Origin of the sequence: Actinoallomurus acaciae (assembly GCF_042429965.1) — a bacterium.
GTDB classification, from domain to species: domain Bacteria; phylum Actinomycetota; class Actinomycetes; order Streptosporangiales; family Streptosporangiaceae; genus Actinoallomurus; species Actinoallomurus acaciae.
The window spans coordinates 1-18,494 of the sequence record NZ_JBHLZP010000021.1 but is presented as its reverse complement, the minus strand read 5'-3'; the positions used below and the strand labels follow the sequence as shown (position 1 = coordinate 18,494).

Here is an 18,494-nt window from a genome sequence, read left to right as displayed (position 1 = left end):
CAGTGCTGGAGGCGATGCTGGCCGGATGGGTGCGGCAGCAGCAGACCCGGTTCCTGAACGAGAAGGCCACGATCCGGCCGCGAGTCGCGCTGGTACGGCGGCTACTGGAGTTCACCAACAGCTATTCGTGGGAGTGGCAGCCGGCCGACGGCGAGGCCTTCATCGCCCACCTGCGGTCCTCGAATCGCGCCCGCAAGCCGATCGGCATGTCGACAGGGCGCGGATACGAGACGACGCTTGCTTTGTTCATGGAGTACCTCACCGATCGACGTTACGGCTGGCCAGAGGAGTGCCAGCGCCAGTTCGGTCAGTTTCCGCAGCAGATCTTCACCGAGAACAACCGGGTCCAGCACGTCGTCGACTACGAAGGACGCCCTGAGCGTCGTCCTCTCACCTATGACGAGGTGCAGGAGCTGTTCGACGCCATTGATGGGCGGGTGGAAGAGGCTCGATCGCACGGCCGCAAGGGAGCTTTGACCGCGATGCGGGATGCAGCCATGCTCAAAACCGTCTACGCCTACGGGCTGCGCCGCAACGAAACTCGGATGCTCGACCTACCGGACCTGCGACGGGCACCGAAGATGCCCCAGCTTGGACAGTACGGTGCTCTGCTTGTCCGCTACGGGAAAGCGTCCAAAGGTAGCCCACCCAAGCGTCGCACTACCCTCACCGTCCCCGAGATGGACTGGATCGTCGATGTGCTTGACCACTGGATCATTGAGGTTCGACCGCAGTTCTCACCCGGCAAGCTGCCTGCGCTGTTTGTCACCGAGAGGTCTGGCCGCGTTTCACTCCGGGGTCTTAACACTGCCTTCGTTCAGGCGAGAGAAGCGGCTGGGTTGGCGAGCGAGCTCGACCTACACTCGCTGCGCCATAGCTATGTGACCCACCTCATCGAGTTCGACTACCCGGAAAAGTTCGTGTCCTTGCAGGTTGGCCACGACTACGCGAGCACAACCGCAATCTATACCGGGGTCTCGGACGACTACCGAAACCGCCTAGTGCAGCGAGCGCTACGGGACCGTGAACCGAGCCTTTGGGAGGGCAAATGATCAAGAAGATGGGCATCCGCTGGAACCTCCGCAAGCTCATGGCCACCAGAGACATGTTCCAGACAACAGACCTGGTCGCCCCGTTGGCCGAACGCGGCGTCCACCTGTCTCGCGAGCAGGTGTTCCGGCTGGTGACCCAGCTGCCCCAACGGCTGTCGATGGACACCCTCGCTGCTCTATGCGGCATCCTGGAATGCACCCCAAACGACCTGATCGAGGTCGAGGTCGTCAATGCCCAAGTTCGCAAGACTGCGGGTGGCGACCTTCCAGCACCGCCCAAGGCGCGCCGCACCAAGATTCGTCGGCCGGGGGAGTCGTGACGCGCCCGCAGCCCCCGTTCTCTCGCGCGCTCCTGAACAAGACAGCAGATCTTCTTGCTCGTGCAGCCCCCGAGCCCGACCAGGAACTCGCTCGTAATGTTCTATTGCAGGCCGCCGGGACCAACCAGTCTCTGAGCCAGGTGCGGGACTACTTGACACGACATCCTGATGGATTGCGAGAGCCCCATTCAGAGGCGCCATTGGCAGTGACGCGGCTAGCACAGGTGCTTCTGGCGCTCGGGTACGACGTTCGTGAGCCTCAATGCCTCGACTGTGGACGCGTTATCAACCGCCCGCACAAGGTCCCTGGCGGCCGCCTATGTCGCCGCTGCTACCGACAGCGAACAAGTAAGGCCTGTTGCCGTTGCGGAAACATCCGACCGGTCCAACTCCGCTTGCCCGAAGGAGGCCTTTGCAGCAAGTGCTATAGCCGTGAACGTCAAGACAAGTGCTCAAGCTGTGGACGCGTGGCACGGATCTGCGCCCGTCGAGAGGACGGGGCTCCGTTGTGTCAGACCTGTCGGCCCGGCCAACGGGTCGGTCCGTGCGCAATCTGTGGTCGGCACCGCAAGACACCTTGCCGCGGTGAAGATGGCTGGATTTGCATCAATTGCTACAGCCTCCACTACCAGCCGCGTCGTCTGTGCGGAAACTGCGGCCGCGTCAGACCAATCTCAATAGCGGCGACCCGCGATCACCCCGACCTATGTGTCAACTGCAATGACGGCCCAATTCGAATCTGCTCGGTCTGCGGTCGTGAACGGCCCTGCCGCGGCGGAGACCGGGGACAGCCACGATGCAAGTCATGCCAGCCACGCTCCAAGCGCCTCTGCGCTGGATGCGGGCGAGTTGGGATCATCCAAGCAAACTGGCCCATGGGTCCGGTCTGCGACAAGTGTTACCACAGAATTCGTGGCACGGCGTCGCCCTGCCCAAACTGTGGGCAGAGCCAACCGCTCGTCGCCTGCACCGCTGACGGCGTGCTCATCTGCGGGCCATGCGTGGGCGTCACGGTCAACTACTCCTGCAGCAGCTGCGGAGTCACTGAACTACTGATCTGGCTTAGGCGCCAGAACAGGCAACTAGCCGACCTCCGACAGAACGACGTCGAGGAATGGCTCTCGCTCAATACTGGAAGACGACGTTTCCTGATCGATGGCTTCCTTAAATGGGCGAACAGCCACGGCCTCGTGCCCAGCATGACCGTGGCACATCCTCCACGCGTCGAGCCCGCCCACTTCATAGACGAAGATGACCGCTGGCGTGAGTTCCGGCGCTGTCTTGAAGACGACCACATGCCACTAACCACACGAGTCGCTGGCGCTCTGATCTTTCTCTACGGGATCCCTCCCAGTCGGATGGTCACACTCCGTCGCGAACACATCGAACAAGAGGGAACCGAGGCTTTCCTCGTTGTCGGTGACGGGCGCCTTCCTCTGCCACCCAAACTCGCAGGTCTGGTCATCGAACTTCGCGATGCTGCACACAATCCGTCGGTGCTCGGTCGAGCCTGCACTGACGGAGGCTGGCTCTTCCATGGACAAGCTCCGGGCCGACCACTCAGCGTTTCCGCCCTCCGGCGACGTCTGAACGAGGCCGGCATCCGCAACAAGCGTGCGGTTCGCAACACCGCGCTCATGGCACTCGTTACCGACCTCCCAGTACCGATCGTCGCCGATCTCCTCGGCATCCATATCGAGACAGCTGCCCGCTGGTCGAAGTATGCGAAGCGTGAATGGATCGACTACCTCACCGCCCGCGCCGAAGATCAGAAGGCGGTCCAGGCTCTGAGGGGGAATCCCGCACTCTCGAGATAAGTGCTCTGCCCCAGCATAACGAGTGATACCCCGAGTATCTCAACGCGTTCACGCAATGCACTGAACGATGGCCGTATGGTGGCGAGAAAATTTTCTCGCCACCATACGAACCTTGCTAAAATCGACGGCTCGCAATGTGCTATTCGGATAGCTTTTTTCGTGTTTCAGGTGGCCAATCTGATGGTAGAGCTTGAATTAGTCGCTTCTTGGTAAGGTCTGCGACGGCGGCTTTGACCACCTGGTTAGCGCCGGCAGCGATCGGATCAAGGCAGCACTTCGATACGGTCTTGTGGCGCTCGGGCGCCTTACACATCAGTATGGCCAGTGTCCGTACGGGCCAGATTATGTGGTCTATCTGGTTGAGCTGAGGGAATAGCAGGGCGTGTGGTATTGCGGCCCAAGCTGCGTCGACGGCAAGGCTGACGGTGTCATCTTCGATCAGGGTGCTTGCATTTGAGGCGAGCATGACCTCCTTGAGCTGATCGCGGACCTGATTGCGCCATCCTCGTATCTGATCAAGTACACATGCAAGGGATCCGAGCAGTTCGCACCAGAAGTGATTTAACGAAGCGGTCTTGAAATTTTTCAGTTCATTGGCGCCGAGTGAGCCTCGCAGATCTTCGATAGCACCGTCGGCGAGCGTGTCTCCGATGGCCTGGATCCGATCGGTAATCTCCTTGTCCTCTGCAAGCCAGTCGACCAGATCGGCTGCGGCGGTATCGATCGCTGCCGCCTTCATGGCAAAGGTAGGCTTCTTGTTTTCTCGTCCTCGGCTTTCCGCTGCCCAGGCAGTGTCTGCCTTTCGGTGAAGCTCCTTCCGCCCTTCGTCTGATGGTGCATACGACAGTCGGAGCCTGTAGGGCCATCCGTGTTGGAGGCCTCCGCAATTAATGCACAGGCACTTGTGCTGTTGTGCCTTTTCGCAATCAACTGGATGTTGAGGATGTCCGAAATTGGCTGGGTGTGACATCCGTGGCCTCTCGATGGCGGCAGGTCATTTGGGTGGTGCGGCATAACGTCCCCCTTTTTGTTTGATACGTCAACTGTCGTTAACGGCGGGTGGCATGGAACTATCACGGAAAGGGAAAGCTTGTTTGCCGAATTGGCGAGACGCCCGTGGTATCAGATGATGCTCGCGATGCTGATGAGTTTGAAGTGCTCTTTTTGGCCGTGGCGAGCCCGCGCAGGTGCTCTCCGGTTCGGAGGCTTCGATTAACCGCTGTCCCAAACAGGCCAAAGTTCGGGTCGGCGGAGGAGGCCCAAGCGGTCCCCAGGCGGTGGGGCCCGGCAGTCACTTCGGAGGTCCTCGTCAGTAGGCTCCCTGAGGAATACTGCACCTCGGGAATAAGTGCACTGCCCCAGTAGAACGGGCAGTTTCGTTACTAAGAAGTTATTGTCTTTATTTGCTCAGGGCGATCAAAAACTAAGGAGTGAACCGACCGAAGTCGGTTCACTCCTTAGTTTTTGATCTGCGAATTCTCGTTGTCTCTATGGCGGAGATGATGGCGGAAGTCATAGCTACAGATGCCGCACTCCGTATCTCCGGCAAGGCGCCTTAGCCTCCAGGCGAGTCTTGGATGTTCGTCTCTCAAGGCTGCTTCGTGCGCCAGAGGTCCTTGGGATTATGGAACGCAGGATGGTGGCGAAACCCTATAATCGGGAGCGCGTCGACGGGTTTCGCACCGGGGGTGGAAATGGACGATCTTGAACTGCGCAGAGTCGACCGAGGGCTGCGAGGTCTGTTCGAGGGGACCGACTTGGAGTGGGTTCTGAACGAGGTGGACGAGGCCATCGCAGACGGTGTCTCCGAGGAGCGAATCCTCCAGCGCCGAAGGGGTAAGGGGCGCCAGAGGCGGGAGGGGCGCGAGGACTTTCGGGCGGCAGCGTCGGAGGATTACACCATCGCTCGTGCCGAAGGCGGCGAGCGGGAGGCGTCCAGACGGGGCGGGACCCTCGTGATTACGACCCGGCCCATGACCCTCCGGGAGAGGGTGCTCCTTCTTCTCGACGCCGTTCGTCGGGTGGTCATAGAACTACCGGAGATTGAGGCGGAAACGTTGGCGGCACTGCGGCCCGCAACGACCGACGAGGGGCTCCGGCTGATCGCGGAGACCGTTGTCTTTGAACCGGAGGAGGGTCTGCAGGGGCGGCGAAGCGATCGGCGCACTACGCTCACCGAACGGATCTCCCGGGAGAGAAGAGAGGCTGCCTCAGCGCTTTTCGCCCGGGTCCGTGAGGAGGTCTGAAGTGAGCGATGTTGACGATCTTCTGAACGAGATTCGGGGGCTGATCGGAGCCGTCTCCTATCATTCCGCGTCCACTCCGTCCGACGTCTACGAAGGATACGTCTTCGCTCTTATCGTCAGTACCGCGAGCGAGAATGGAGCGGCTATCACGTACGAGGATGTCCACGGAACGAAGGCATTTGGTAAGCTTTTCAGGACGAGCCCTGGGCAGCTCTACAGCACTAACAAGCCCTATACGCACGCCCTGATCGAGTTTCCCGGAGCGCCGGCTCTTGAGGTTCATCTCGGTGTCTACGTGCAGGGCACGTCCGGGGTTCTCCACGAATGCGACGTCCTAGTACTACCAGCGGAAGAAGCGGCGATCAGCAGGGCACAGAAGATCGTTCCTCGCGGTAGCCAATGCGTTCTGGTCGTCGAGTGCAAGTATTATCTCACCAGGCCGGTGGGCGTTGGCATGGCGCGGAACTTCGAAGGGCTGAGGGCCGACGTCAGGACCCAGGACGAGCTATTCGTGTCGAACACCGGCTCGCCCAACCTAGTGCGCTACCTCGACGCCCGGAACCGGGAGTACGAACGTAATGTCGTTCCCGGATCACGTCAGGCCAGCTATCTACAGGCGGCCATCCGCAACGCCTTCAAGGGCTACATGAGCAAGCACTCTCCGTCGACGCTCATCTGAGCAGCCGTCTCTGCTCCCCGTTCGGGGGCGCCGGCGCCAACAAGTCTCTCGCCCGGCTCACTCATGGCTGGGGAATACTGCAGCCTCAGAATAAGTGCACTGCGCCAGTGCTCACCGGCGTGATCCGGTCTGACCGGAACTCGCCGCGTCGGTGACGGTGTTGTGTCGGCAAGGGGCTCGGCTTTGACGGCCGGGCCCCTTCGCCGTTGACCCGCACCAGACGATGGCTGTGGGGGCGAAGCCGGTCAGAGCGGTTCGTGGGGACGCCTCAGCCGTGCGGCGACGGCCACGACGGGCCACAGGCGGGTGGCCGCGTTCCGCGCCAGGATCCCGTGCCGTGTCGCGGGGACGAGGAACCCCGAAGCCGGTCGGATGTTCCGTACGCCGGGGTCTGTCAGCCGTCGGTGGGCGGTCTCGTAGCGGGCGAAGGCGGCGCGGGGGTCGTCCCCGCCGTCGGCCAGTTCCCGCGCCAGGGTGAACGCCCCCGCCATGGCCAGGGTGGAGCCGTTCCCGAACAGTGACACGCAGGACGCGGCGTCGCCGAGGAGCGCGACCCGGCCGTCCCACCAGCGCGGAAGGTCCACCTGGCTGACCGCGTCGAAGTAGAGGTCTTCGGCGGCGCGCACGTGTCGCAGCAGTTCGGGCGCCCGCCAGGACACGTCCGCGAAGGCCTTGGTCAGCAGCCGCTTGTGCTGCTCGGTGTCGCGGTGGTCGAAGCCGGGCTCGGCGGGGCCGCGGTAGAGGAAGAACGCGCCGTGCGGACGGGGGCCGACCGCGACGGCCTTGCCCGGCGTGTTGTGCATGATCACGTCGCTGCCGGGTCCGGCGCGTCCGGCCAGCGGCATTGTCGCGACATACATCCCCCGATGGCGAACGAACCGGCCTTCCGCGCCGAACGCCAGCCGGCGCGTCACCGAATGCAGGCCGTCGGCCCCGACCACCAGGTCGAAACGGCGCGGCTCGGCGCGCTCGAAGGTGACCTCGACCCCGTGCGGGTCCTGGTCGAGGGCCGTGACGGAGTCATCGATGAGGAACTCGGCGTGGTCGCGACTCGCCTCGAACAGGATCGACGCGAGGTCGCCGCGTGGCAATTCGAACTCGCCCGCCCGCTGTATCGCGCGCATGTCCATCCGGCCGGTGTGCCGGCCCGCCGCGTCGACGAAACGGAGTCCGGTCGTGCCGGTGGCGGCCTCCCTCAGCCGAGGCAGCACCCCCATCTGCTCGGCGACACGCACGGCAGGACCTCTGACGTCCACCGGGTTCCCGGCGGAACGCGGCGTCCCGGCACGTTCGACGACGGTGACACCGAAACCGTGACGCGCCAGCCAGTAGGCCAGCGTCGGCCCTCCCACGCCGGCCCCGGAGATCAGTACTGACGGTCTGTTCACCACGCCTCCCGCTCAGGGATTAACCGGAAGAAAATCCTCCGGTTACGACGCACGGTAGCCTAACCGGAGGAAAATCGTCCAATTGTTCGGTGAGGTTCGCGAGTGGAGAACTCCCAGGAGGCGACCGGCCTGCGCGCCGACGCACGCCGGAACCGGGATCTGATCGTCGCGGCGGCCCAGGCGCTGATCGTGGAGCAGGGCGTCGACGTGCCGCTGGAAGAGGTGGCGCGCCGGGCGGGCGTCGGCATCGGCACGCTGTACCGCCGTTTCCCCGACCGGGACGCGTTGCTCCGCGCCGTCGGTGAGGACAGCCTTCACCGCCTGGTGGACCTCGCGGAGGCCGCCTGGCGAGAGGAGCCCGACGCCTGGCACGCGCTGTGCCGCTTCCTGCGCGCCTGCACCGGCCTGAGGCTGGGCACCCTGTCCGCCAAGCTCGAACCGCACCTGCACCAGCGACTCAGGGCCGGCCGTGATCTGCACGAGATGCGGCAACGGGTGATCGCCGTCGTCCTTCAGATGGTCGAACAGGCACAGGCGGATGGCGCGCTACGCGGCGACATCGGCCCCGGAGACATCGCCATGCTCATGACCCTGCACGTCTACACGCCACCGAGCATGCCCGACGAGCCAGCCATGGCCCGCGTAATGGAGATCGTGCTGGAGGGGCTGAGCGCCGTTCCGGGAACGCCTCTTCCGCTCACCGAAGGCGACCTGCGCCGCTACACGGCCGTGGAAGAACCTCCCACCGCCCCGAGGCGGGAGCCGAGATGAGGCGGATCGACTACGACACGGAGCAGTACCAGGACTACGCGCGTGGCCGTGCGCTGGACCAGCGGCAGCTGCGGACATGGCTCAGTGCCTTCGCGGCGGTGCTGCCCGAGCGGCGTCCGCTGACGGGGCTGGACGTCGGCTCGGGGACCGGCAGGTTCACCCCCGCGCTCGCGCGAGCGTTCGGTCCGGTCACCGGCGTCGAGCCGTCGGTCCGCATGCGCGAGACGGCGCAGGCGCAGGCCCGGCATCCCGAGGTGCGGTATCTGGCCGGCTCTGCCGAGGACCTGCCGGTGCCGTCCGGCAGCGCCGACTACGCCCTGATGTTCCTGTCCTGGCACCACGTCCAGGACAAGCCACGGGCGGTTCGGGAGCTGGCCAGGGTGGTCGGGCCCGGCGGGCGGCTGCTTCTGCGCGCGAACTTCAGCGACCATCATCCCCGGCCGTGGTGGCTGGAGTACTTCCCCCGCGGCTTCGCGGCGGACGCGGCGCTGTTCCAGCCGCTGCACGAGGTCATCGAGATGTTCACCTCGTCCGGCTGGCGCGTCGCGAGCTTCGGCACGGTGACCGAGCCGTCCTCCGGCACCCGCGGTGACATGCTCGAACGGCTGCGCCTGCGGACGCTCTCGTTCTTCGCTCAGCTCAGTCCCGACGAGCTGGAGACCGGGTTCCGCCGCCTGGAGCAGGCCGTCGCCGCGGATCCCGGCGCGCCGGCACCGGTGTTCGCCGAGCCGCTGCTCACGCTCGAACGGCACGGTTAGCTGTACTGTCCAGGCAGGTTGGTTGAGGTTGTGTGGCGGCACGGTGTGAATGTGGGTGATTGGTGAAGGCCTGCGGTTGTGGAGTGGGACTGCCTGGGAACCGTTCCATCGGCCAGGGGGCCTTGGTGTCCCGCGCTACGCTGCCTTGACTCCTGGTGGGTGTCTTCGGCTGGCGTGTTTGATCGTCGATGATGGATGGTCCATCGCGAGGGCGGCTGAGCGGTATGGGGCGCTGTGGCCGACCGCTAGGCGCTGGGCCGGGCGTTAGCGTGGGTAGGGCGCCGTCGGGATGTCCGATCGGTCGTCGCGGCCGGATCACAGCTCGGCCGGGCGCCGCAGTCGGTGGTGCGCAAGATCGTGTATGTGCGGTTGAGGCAGCGGCTGGGGCCGGTGCAGATCGCGGGATGTTCGGGCGTGTCGGCCTGGACGGTGCACGCTGTGCTGCGGCGGTGCGGGCTCAACCGGTTGTCCCCCATCGACCGGGGCAGCGGGGGAGCCGATCCGCCGCTATGGACACGATCATCCGGGTGCGATGCCGCATGTGGATGTGAAGAACTCCGGCAACATCCCCGGATGGCGGCGGCCGGCGCTATGCCGGCCGCGTCCAGGGCGAACGCAACCATGAGGCCACCACCAACCGCACCGGGGCCCGCAATACCCGATACGAACCGCGCCTGGGCACCGCGTTCGTCCACACCGTCATCGATGACCATTCCCCCGTCGCCTACGCCGAGATCCGCGACGACGAAAGACGCGATCGAGGTCCTCCGCAACGCGGTGGCCTGGTACACCGCCGCGGCGTGAGGGCCGAACGCGTGCTGTCCGACAACGGCCCGGCCTACCGGCACCAAGCCCGCACCGAGCTCGGTATCACCCCGAAAAAGACCCTCTCTATCGGCCCCAGACCAACGGGAAGGCCGAACGCTTACACCGCACCCTGGCCGACGGCCAGGCACTCGGCCGCTTCTACCGCTCAGAACACGCACGCCGCAAAGCCCTCCCGGCCTGGCGCCACTTCTACAACCACCACCGGCCTCACACCACAACCGACGGCAAACCATCCGCCACCCGCTCGACCAACCTCCCCGGACAGCACACCTGGCGCCAGTGGACGTGAGCCGGGCGGGACGGTGTCGGCGCATGGTCGGGTGATCACCCGTCCGGGGGAGGGGACCGCGGAGACGTCCCCCGCCGGTGGGATCCGTGTGTGGACGGGCGGCGGAAGGATCGCCGGTGTCCACGAGGCGCGGGGAGGCGGGATCCCAATGACGCAGGTGCCATCCGAGCCGGAGGCCAGGGCCATCGGCGTGCGGTGGAGCGTCGTGCGCAGGGTGGCGGGTTATTCGGCCGCGCTGACCATGTCGCTTTATCTGCTGGTCAAGGTCATCTGGGTCACCGCGGCGCTGGCCGGGTACGGGCCACCGGACGTCGGGACCGCCGGCTGGGTCGGGCTGAACACGGTCACCGTGGGGATGTCCGCGGTCGGGGTCGTACTGGGACTCGCGCTGGCTCAGCGGTGGGGGCGGCGGCTGCCCGCGCTTCCCGTGGTCTTCTTCTCCTGGGTGGCGGCCGGCTTTCTGGTGCCGATGCTCCCGTACATGATGATCACGGGGGTCCTCGACGTGGTCGGCGGCGACCGGGACGGTGGCCACGCCGGTCATTCGGCGTCCGCGGCCGGGTGGGAGACGGTCTTCATCAGCATCGGCTTCGCCGGGATGGCGGTGGGGCTCGCCGTGGCCCTTCCGATCTACCTGAGGGAGAGATGGCCGAGCCGTTTCCTGGGCCGGATCGGCGAGCGCCGGCCCCGCTTCCCGTGGCCGGCCCGTACGGCGATGCTCGCGGCCGTGGCGCTGGGACTGCTCTGGCTGTACTGGGGGTTCGGCGGGACGATCGGCCTGGACTCCGCCCATCGCGGTCATGGGGACCTGAACGGGCGGCTGCTGACCGGCAACGCGGGACTGTGGGCGCTGATCGGCGGCTGTAGCCTCCTGGCGCTCGTCCGTGGCCGCCCCGCGCGGCTGCCGATGTGGGTCCCGATGACGCTGGTGTTCGCGGCCTCCGGCTCGCTGTTCGCCTGGAGCTGCTGGAAGCTTCCCCTGGCCGTCATCCGCCCCGGGGGCTACGTGATGGCCGAACACCCCGTTGTCGCGGTGATCGAGCATGCCGTGAGCATCGGTACGGGCCTGGTCCTCCTGGCCACCGCTCTCGGCCTGAGGTTCCCGCGGGCGGACGGCGCACCGTCGTCTCCATGAGTACCGACCGCCGGGCCGCTGCCGACGCGCACCGGCCAGGAGCTTCCGGCACCGACGTTCGCCGATGCCCGGGGAACGCTCTCATCCTCCTGCCGGTACGACCTCGACGGTCCACGTTGCGCCGTGCTCGGTGAGGAAGTCGAGGAAGCCGGTCGCGTCGTACGCCTGGGCGGGGGCCAGCACGCCGGGCTCGGCTCCGTCGACGACGAGCCGGCGTGCGCTCTCGACCGCGATGACCGCGGTGGAGCCGTACGTGTCCGGACCCGACACCACGCCGCGGGCCGACCGCCCGTCGTGGCCGGTGGCGTCGGCGATGATGGTCCACCGCCCGGCACGGCGGTTCTCCTCGGACGGCCCGTCGGGCACGCCGTCCACGATTTCGGGAGTGACCGTGGAGAAGGCGGCCACCAGCTCCGTCCTGACCACCCCCTCGACGTGCCGAGCACGTACGTGGCGGGGGACGGTGACGACACCGGGCAGGGGGAATCGTGCGGCCGGAACCGGTTCCGGATCGCCGGGGAAGGCGACCGACGTGCTCCGGGCCGCGGCGTCCGGGAGCCAGTCGCCGTCGCGATAGGTGAGGCCGCCGCCGGTGAACGTGTCGATGTTCGCGAGCGCCGAGCGCAGGGTGCCGCGCGACGGCGTGGCACCGCTGCGCGCCAGGTCCAGGGCGATGACGAGGTCGGTGACCGGCTCGACCCGCCGGGCCGCGAGGTGCGCGATCAGGTCGCTGGGCAGCCCGTCGTCGTTCACACCGGGCACCACGGTCACCCCGGCGTTCGCGGCCTCGGACGCGAACGTGTCGTGGACCCGCTTCAGGTAGAGCTGTTCGCCCGCGATGTCCACGTAGTGGCAACCGGCCCCGATCGCGGCGCGCACCACCGCCTCACCGGATCCGCGGAACGGGCCCGCGCAGTTGATCACCGCGTCGCAGCCCTCGAACGCGCGGGCGAGCGCGGTGGTGTCCTCGACACCCGCGGCGCGCGCCTCGGCCCGGTGCGCGTCCACCTCGGCCGCCGCCTTGCGGAGGCGTTCGAGGCTGCGCCCTGCCAGTACGGTATCGATGCCCCGCCGGGCCAGCTCGGCGACGACGAGCCGCCCCGTATAGCCGTTCGCCCCGTAGACGGCGATCTTCATATGAATGGCTCCTCGTGTTCGGATGAGCCAACGCTATGAGCTCAGCGCGAGACGACCAATGCGCGAGAATGCCGAGAAGATACGCAGACGTCTCGCCGATCCGGAACGGCGATACGTTGGCGACCATGGACGTGCTCAGTGACGCGATCACCGCGATGCGGTCGGGACGGCCGCATTCGGCACGTACCGGGAGGCGGGGCCGGTGGGCCGTACGCCACTCGTCGTTCGCGGGAGCGGGCTTTCACGTGGTCCTGCGGGGAACGTGCCGGCTGACCGGCGACGGCTCGCCGATCGTGCTGGGTACGGGCGACGCGGTGTTCCTGCCGCACGGAAGCGCCCACGGGCTCGCCGACGGCTTCTCCGATCCGCCGGCCGACCCTCCGGTCACCTCGCTGGCCGAGGTCGAGGACCAGGTCTCGCCCGGCGGCCACGACGAGTCCGTCGTGATGCTCTGCGGCGCGTACCTGATCGACCGGACCCGCCGCCATCCTCTGCTGGACGAGCTTCCAGAGATCATCCACCTGCCGGCCCGCGTCGGGCGTCATCCGTCGTTGCGCGCCGCGATCGACCTGCTCGGAGCCGAACTCGAACGGCGCCGCCCGGGAGTGGACGCCGTTCTGCCGTCGCTGCTCGACGCGCTGCTGGTCTACATGGTGCGCGGCTGGCTCGACGAGCAGCCGGACGAACACCCGGCGACGGGCTGGACCGCGGCGCTACGCGATCCCCGCATCGTGGCGGCGCTGAACGGCATCCACGACGATCCGGCCCGGCCGTGGACGGTCGAGGAACTCGGGACCCGGGCGGGGATGTCCCGCGCGGCCTTCTCCCGGCGGTTCACCGCGTTGGTCGGCAGGCCGCCCCTGGGCTACCTGACCTGGTGGCGGATGACCGTGGCCGCCGGTCTCCTGCGCGACTCCGACCTGCCACTGAGCGCGGTGGCGGCGCGGGTCGGCTACGGATCGGAGTACGCGTTCGCCAACGCCTTCAAGCGAGCGTTCGGCGTCGCCCCCGGCCGGTACCGGCGGCAGTGAGACCTCCGACGACGCGACGGGCCTGAAAATGGCGTGCGGTGGTGCTACCTGCGACTCGATACTTGGGCCCCGTACGACCGGTCGTCGTCCACCCATCGAACGCAGAAAGGATCAAACTCATGGCCACCAGGACTCGTCTGGATCTGGCCGCGATCCGCAACATCGGGATCATGGCCCACATCGATGCGGGCAAGACGACGACCACCGAGCGGATCCTGTACTACACCGGCGTCGCGTACCGGATCGGCGAGGTCCACGACGGCGACACGTTGATGGACCACACCGAACAGGAGCGCGAACACGGCATCACGATCACGTCCGCGGCGACCACGTGTCAGTGGACGGTCGACGGCGCCGACCACACCGTCACCATCATCGACACTCCGGGGCACGTCGACTTCACCGTCGAGGTGGAGCGCTGCCTGCGGGTGCTCGACGGCGCCGTGGCGGTGTTCGACGGGGTCGCGGGCGTGGAGCCGCAGTCCGAGACGGTCTGGCACCAGGCCGACCGGTACGGCGTTCCGCGGATCTGCTTCGTCAACAAGCTCGACCGTGCGGGAGCCGACTTCCACGCCTGCGTCGACATGATCGTCGACCGGCTCGGGGCGGTACCCCTGGTCGTGCAGCTGCCGATCGGGACCGAGGCCGGCTTCACGGGCGTCGTCGACCTGGTCCGGATGCGGGCCTGCGTCTGGCACGCCGAGGCGCGCCTCGGTGAGGCGTACGAGGTCACCGGCATCCCGGCCGCGTACGCCGAGGCCGCCCGGGAGTGGCGCGACCGGCTGCTGGAGACGGTCGCCGAGCACGACGAGGAGATGATGCGGCTGTACGCCGAGGGGCGGGAGCCGTCCGAGGAGCGCCTGTACGCGGCGATCCGGCGGGTCACCATCGCCTCCGGCACGTCGGCGGGCGTCACGGTCACGCCGGTGCTCTGCGGCACCGCGTTCAAGAACAAGGGCGTCCAGCCCCTGCTCGACGCGGTCGTGCGCTATCTGCCGTCACCGCTCGACGTCGAGGTCCTCGACGACGAGCGCGGCGAGCGGATCGCGCCGTCCGACGACGAGCCGCCGGCCGCCCTGGCGTTCAAGATCGTGACCGACCGGCACCTCGGCGCGCTGGCGTTCGCCCGGATCTACTCCGGCCGGCTGGAACCGGGCGCGACGGTGCTCAACTCCGTCAGCGGCCAGAAGGAGCGGATCGGCAGGATCTTCCGGATGAACGGGGCCAGGCGGCAGGAGCTGGACTCGGCGGGCGCCGGCGACATCGTCGTCCTGATGGGGCTGAAGGGCACCACGACCGGCGACACGCTGTGCGACGACCGGCGCCCGGTGGTCCTGGAGTCCATGGACCTGCCGGAACCCGTCATCGAGGCGGCCGTACGCCCCAGGTCCAGGGCGGATGAGGACAGGCTGCTGCCGGCGCTCCAACGGCTCGCCGCGGAGGACCCGTCCTTCGCGGTGCGTACCGACCGGGAGACCGGCCAGACCGTCATCGGCGGGATGGGCGAGTTGCACCTGTCGATCCTCGTCGACCGGATGGAACGGGAGCTCGGGGTGAGCGCCGACCTCGGCCGGCCGCGGGTCGCCTACCGGGAGACCATCCGCCGACCGGTCGCGCAGGTCGGCTACACGCATCGGAAACAGACAGGAGGCAGGGGACAGTTCGCCAAGGTGCAGATCTCGATCGAACCGATCGCGGACGGCTATGAGTTCGTGAACAAGGTCACCGGAGGCCGCATCCCGAAGGAGTTCATCCCGTCGGTGGACGCCGGCTGCCAGGACGCGATGCACACCGGCATCGTGGCCGGGCACGAGATGACGGGCGTACGCGTCATTCTTCTCGACGGCGCCTTCCACGAGCAGGACTCCTCCGAGCTGGCGTTCCGGCAGGCCGGGTACCAGGCGTTCCGCGAGGCCGCCCGCCAGGCGGCACCCGTGCTCCTAGAACCGGTGATGGAGGTCGAGGTCATCACGCCCGACGGCGCGATGGGGGAGGTCATCGGCGACCTGAACGCACGCCGCGGCCACGTCCAGGCCATGGACGAGCGGGCCGGCGCCCGCCTCATCCGGGCCCTGGTGCCGCTGTCGGAGATGTTCGGTTACGTCAGTGATCTGCGGAGCCGGACCTCGGGCCGGGGGAGCCACTCGATGCAGTTCGACTCCTACGCCGAGGTCCCGCGCGGCCTGACCGAGTCCATCGTCGCCAAGGCGTGACCAGGCGCGTTCCGCCACGAGCGGCGGAACGCGCCAGGGCGGGTGCCGGTATCGTACCGGCACCCGCCGGGCCCTGCGGAGGCAGGACGAAGACGGCCCCGCTGAGAGCGCAGTACCGGCCCGCACGCTCGCGAACGTCATCTGAGTCGTATCGGCCGCGACGGTGAACGGCGCCGAGTGAAGACGCGTCGGCGGCCGAACAGCGCTCACGGATCCCTCCCGCCATCGAATGGAACCGCAACCAATATTGATGTCAAGAAGTCAGGTGCGGCGGCACTGTGGACGTCCGACTCCCGGCACCAGTAATCTTTGGCGCCACCCCCATATTCGAGAAAGGTCGGACCCGTGGCCATCCGCGACAAACTTCGGCAGAACGCGGCGCATCTTCTGCAGCCCGGCGAGAACATCCAGTCGGTGTTCTGCGCCCAGACGACCAGCCAGTACTTCGCGCTGATCTCTTACTGGATCATCCTTTTGTCCAATGCCTACCGCGTCGTCGTGGTGACCGACCGGCGCATCCTGGTCTGCTCCTCGGGGCGCCTCAGGACGACCCCGGTGAAGGAGATCCTCCGCGAGCTTCCGCGAAACATCCGGATCGGCCCGCCGTCCGGACTCTGGTGGCGTTGCGAGTCGCTCGGCGAGCGCCTCTACATCCACAAGCGATTCCACAAAGATGTCAATGCCGCGGACGGCGTCCCTGCGGCCTGAAACGGCGGTTACCCCCGCCGCGAAAGCAGCGGGAAAAGCCCGGAGGCGATTTACCGATGGCGCTTCCGGTGCCTTTCCCGCCCGACGGCCGCGTCGGCCCCGCGAGACGACGCGGCCGCGCCGCCGGGGGAACGGCCGCCCCGGCGACGACCCTGCCCACCCTTGTCCGGTGATGCCGGACATCGGTGAGGGCCGTCAATAGCGTCTCCGGTGCCTTTCCTGCTCGACGACGGCCTCCCGGTCGGCGAGGCGGCGCAGCCCGCTCAGCGGCCGTGCCATGCGGCGGTTCCCCGTCAGCCGGGTCGCGTTGCGGTCCAGCCAGGCCCAGTAACCCGCGGTGAAGGGGCAGGCGTCCGGGCCGAGCCGGACCCGCGGGTCGTACCGGCAGTCCCGGCAGTAGTCGCTCATCGTGTTGATGTACGCGCCCCCGGCGGCGTACGGCTTGGTCGCCACGACGCCGCCGTCCGCGTACTGGCTCATGCCGATGACGTTCGCCGGCATGACCCACGGATGGCCGTCGACGAAGGCGGTGGCGAACCACTCGGTGAGCGCGCGCGGCGCGAAGCCGCGTTGCAGGGCGAAGTTGCCCAGCACCATCAGCCGCTGGATGTGATGGGCGTACGCGCGGTCCCGCACCCCGGCCAGCGCCGTGCGCAGGCACCGGGCGCTCACCCGCGAGGGGTCCAGCCGCCGCCACCAGTCCGGCAGCGGGGTGTGCGCGTCCAGCGCGTTGCGGTCGAGGTAGGACGGTCCCAGGTACCAGTACAGGTGCCAGATCCACTCCCGCCAGCCCAGGATCTGCCGGACGAACCCCTCCACGCTGTTCAGCGGCGCCTCGCCGCTCCGCAGGCGGGCCTCGGCCTCGCGGACGACCGCGAGCGGGTCGAGCAGGCCGAGGTTCAGCGGTGCCGAGAGCAGGGCGTGCGACATGGCCCAGTCTCCGGCGAGCATCGCGTCCTGATGCGGGCCGAACGAGGCCAGCCGCGTCGTGAGGAACCTCCGCAGCGCCCGCCACGCCTCGTCGTGGGTGGCCGCGAACAGCCGTGGCCCGTCCACGCCGACCGGGCCGATCCGCCGGGCGCGCAGCAGCCGGTCCAGGTCGTCTCGTACGCCCCGGTCGACGTCGTCCTCGCGTGGCCGGTAGGCCCTCGGCACGCCGAGGGCGGCCCGGTGCGGCGGCGGCTCACGGTTGTCGCGGTCGAGGTTCCACGTCCCGCCGACCGGGTCGCCGTCGGGCTCCACCAGGACCGTGAACCGGCGCCGCTGGTCCCGGTAGAAGTCCTCCATCACCAGGCGTCTTCGCCCGTCGGCCCAGGCGGCGAAGTCCCTCTTCGACCGGATGAACCCCGGCGTGGGCAGTTCGGCCTCGACCAGCCCCTCCTCGATCAGGTCCGCGACCAGCCGTTCCGCCGCGTGGGAGCCGGGTTCGTGCACGACGACCGGGCGCCCGAACCGGGCCAGGCCCTCGCGATACGTTCGGGCCCGGACCAGCGTGGCCCGGTCGCCGAGTTCCCCGGCGAGGTGCCGCATCGCCGACAGGACCAGGTGCAGCTTCTGCCGGTGGAACGGCCGCCGGGCCAGCGCGGCCTCCGACTCGATCAGCAGCACGTCCCGGCCCCGGTTCTCCGGCGTCGCGTGGAAGTGCCGGCCGAGTTGGTCCCCGAACAGCCACAGTGGCGCTCTGCCTCCCATGACCTGGAGTGTTACCGCCCGGACGCGATCGGATGCCGGTCCGTACGGTCGAATTCGGCGGCGCGTCGTGGCCCCAGGGGACGGCGGCGGGGCCCGGCGCGACGTCGATGTCGGATTCTCGCCAGCCGCCGCCGGCGTACGGCTGGTGGACTGCACTCATGACAGCTGACACCAAGGCCAGGGCCGAGGCGTTCCACGCGCTGCACGACGGCCTCCTGGTCCTGCCCAACGCCTGGGACGCCGTCAGCGCCCGCCTGGTGGCGGACGCCGGTGCACGGGCGGTCGCCACCACGAGCGCCGGGGTCGCCTGGAGCCTGGGCGCCGCCGACGGCGAGACCCTGGGACGGGACCGCCGCGTCGACCTCATCGCCCTGGTCGCGGCGGCCGTCGACGTCCCGGTGAGCGCCGACATCGAAGGCGGCTACTCCGA

Annotated in this window: 16 protein-coding genes and 1 pseudogene; 13 read left to right on the top strand and 4 right to left on the bottom strand. The window is 67.6% G+C overall.

Features of this window, described 5'->3' with window-relative positions; all coding sequences use genetic code 11:
- The first annotated feature begins 2 nt into the window (after positions 1–2).
- The 3 genes from ACFFNX_RS05085 to ACFFNX_RS05075 all read left to right on the top strand — a co-directional run bounded on the left by ACFFNX_RS05085 (position 3) and on the right by ACFFNX_RS05075 (position 3,189).
- Positions 3–1,052, top strand: a complete 1,050-nt coding sequence (locus tag ACFFNX_RS05085; protein WP_378195904.1) for a tyrosine-type recombinase/integrase — start codon at positions 3–5, stop codon at positions 1,050–1,052.
- Positions 1,049–1,372, top strand: coding sequence for a helix-turn-helix domain-containing protein (locus tag ACFFNX_RS05080; protein ID WP_378195901.1), 324 nt, complete (start codon positions 1,049–1,051; stop codon positions 1,370–1,372). Before ACFFNX_RS05085 ends, ACFFNX_RS05080 begins: the two co-directional genes overlap by 4 nt.
- A 1,001-nt stretch (positions 1,373–2,373) precedes the next feature.
- Positions 2,374–3,189, top strand: coding sequence for a site-specific integrase (locus ACFFNX_RS05075; RefSeq protein WP_378195898.1), 816 nt, complete (start codon positions 2,374–2,376; stop codon positions 3,187–3,189).
- 139 nt (positions 3,190–3,328) lie between these two features.
- On the opposite strand, the gene ACFFNX_RS05070 is transcribed toward ACFFNX_RS05075, so the two are convergent.
- Entirely contained in the window at positions 3,329–3,928 is a 600-nt protein-coding gene (locus ACFFNX_RS05070; RefSeq protein WP_378195895.1) for a hypothetical protein, read from the bottom strand.
- Between the two features lie 955 nt (positions 3,929–4,883).
- Between ACFFNX_RS05070 and ACFFNX_RS05065 the strand changes: the two genes are divergently transcribed.
- Both ACFFNX_RS05065 and ACFFNX_RS05060 read left to right on the top strand, forming a co-directional pair.
- Positions 4,884–5,435, top strand: a complete 552-nt coding sequence (locus tag ACFFNX_RS05065; protein WP_378195892.1) for a hypothetical protein — start codon at positions 4,884–4,886, stop codon at positions 5,433–5,435.
- 1 nt (position 5,436) lies between these two features.
- Positions 5,437–6,114: a hypothetical protein gene (locus tag ACFFNX_RS05060; RefSeq protein ID WP_378195889.1), complete on the top strand. Its 678-nt coding sequence runs from the start codon at positions 5,437–5,439 to the stop codon at positions 6,112–6,114.
- 245 nt (positions 6,115–6,359) lie between these two features.
- Here ACFFNX_RS05060 and ACFFNX_RS05055 read toward each other — a convergent pair whose 3' ends face one another.
- Positions 6,360–7,502, bottom strand: coding sequence for an FAD-dependent monooxygenase (locus ACFFNX_RS05055; protein ID WP_378195886.1), 1,143 nt, complete (start codon positions 7,500–7,502; stop codon positions 6,360–6,362).
- 102 nt (positions 7,503–7,604) lie between these two features.
- Here ACFFNX_RS05055 and ACFFNX_RS05050 point away from each other — a divergent pair, with 102 nt between their 5' ends.
- The 4 genes and pseudogenes from ACFFNX_RS05050 (at position 7,605) to ACFFNX_RS05035 (ending at position 11,283) form a co-directional block, all read left to right on the top strand.
- Entirely contained in the window at positions 7,605–8,273 is a 669-nt protein-coding gene (locus ACFFNX_RS05050; protein ID WP_378195883.1) for a TetR/AcrR family transcriptional regulator, read from the top strand.
- On the top strand, positions 8,270–9,031 hold the full coding sequence (locus tag ACFFNX_RS05045; RefSeq protein WP_378195880.1) for a class I SAM-dependent methyltransferase: 762 nt from the start codon (positions 8,270–8,272) through the stop codon (positions 9,029–9,031). Before ACFFNX_RS05050 ends, ACFFNX_RS05045 begins: the two co-directional genes overlap by 4 nt.
- Positions 9,032–9,176: 145 nt before the next feature.
- Positions 9,177–10,148, top strand: a pseudogene (locus tag ACFFNX_RS05040) (integrase core domain-containing protein).
- Between the two features lie 148 nt (positions 10,149–10,296).
- Positions 10,297–11,283, top strand: a complete 987-nt coding sequence (locus tag ACFFNX_RS05035) for a hypothetical protein (protein WP_378195877.1) — start codon at positions 10,297–10,299, stop codon at positions 11,281–11,283.
- 81 nt (positions 11,284–11,364) lie between these two features.
- Here the strand turns inward: ACFFNX_RS05035 and ACFFNX_RS05030 are convergent, their stop codons facing one another.
- On the bottom strand, positions 11,365–12,420 hold the full coding sequence (locus ACFFNX_RS05030; protein WP_378195874.1) for a saccharopine dehydrogenase family protein: 1,056 nt from the start codon (positions 12,418–12,420) through the stop codon (positions 11,365–11,367).
- 125 nt (positions 12,421–12,545) lie between these two features.
- Here ACFFNX_RS05030 and ACFFNX_RS05025 point away from each other — a divergent pair, with 125 nt between their 5' ends.
- The 3 genes from ACFFNX_RS05025 (at position 12,546) to ACFFNX_RS05015 (ending at position 16,372) form a co-directional block, all read left to right on the top strand.
- Positions 12,546–13,451, top strand: coding sequence for an AraC family transcriptional regulator (locus tag ACFFNX_RS05025; protein WP_378195871.1), 906 nt, complete (start codon positions 12,546–12,548; stop codon positions 13,449–13,451).
- 119 nt (positions 13,452–13,570) lie between these two features.
- A complete protein-coding gene (fusA, locus tag ACFFNX_RS05020; protein ID WP_378195868.1) occupies positions 13,571–15,664 on the top strand; it encodes an elongation factor G in 2,094 nt (697 codons plus the stop codon).
- 345 nt (positions 15,665–16,009) lie between these two features.
- The gene (locus ACFFNX_RS05015) at positions 16,010–16,372 is read left to right on the top strand and encodes a hypothetical protein (protein WP_378195865.1); all 363 of its coding nucleotides are present in this window, start codon (positions 16,010–16,012) and stop codon (positions 16,370–16,372) included.
- A gap of 195 nt (positions 16,373–16,567) precedes the next feature.
- On the opposite strand, the gene ACFFNX_RS05010 is transcribed toward ACFFNX_RS05015, so the two are convergent.
- The gene (locus ACFFNX_RS05010; RefSeq protein ID WP_378195862.1) at positions 16,568–18,064 is read right to left on the bottom strand and encodes a cryptochrome/photolyase family protein; all 1,497 of its coding nucleotides are present in this window, start codon (positions 18,062–18,064) and stop codon (positions 16,568–16,570) included.
- Positions 18,065–18,222: 158 nt separating this feature from the next.
- Between ACFFNX_RS05010 and ACFFNX_RS05005 the strand changes: the two genes are divergently transcribed.
- Positions 18,223–18,494 (top strand): isocitrate lyase/phosphoenolpyruvate mutase family protein (locus tag ACFFNX_RS05005; protein WP_378195860.1); only part of this gene is annotated, 272 nt, incomplete at its 3' end.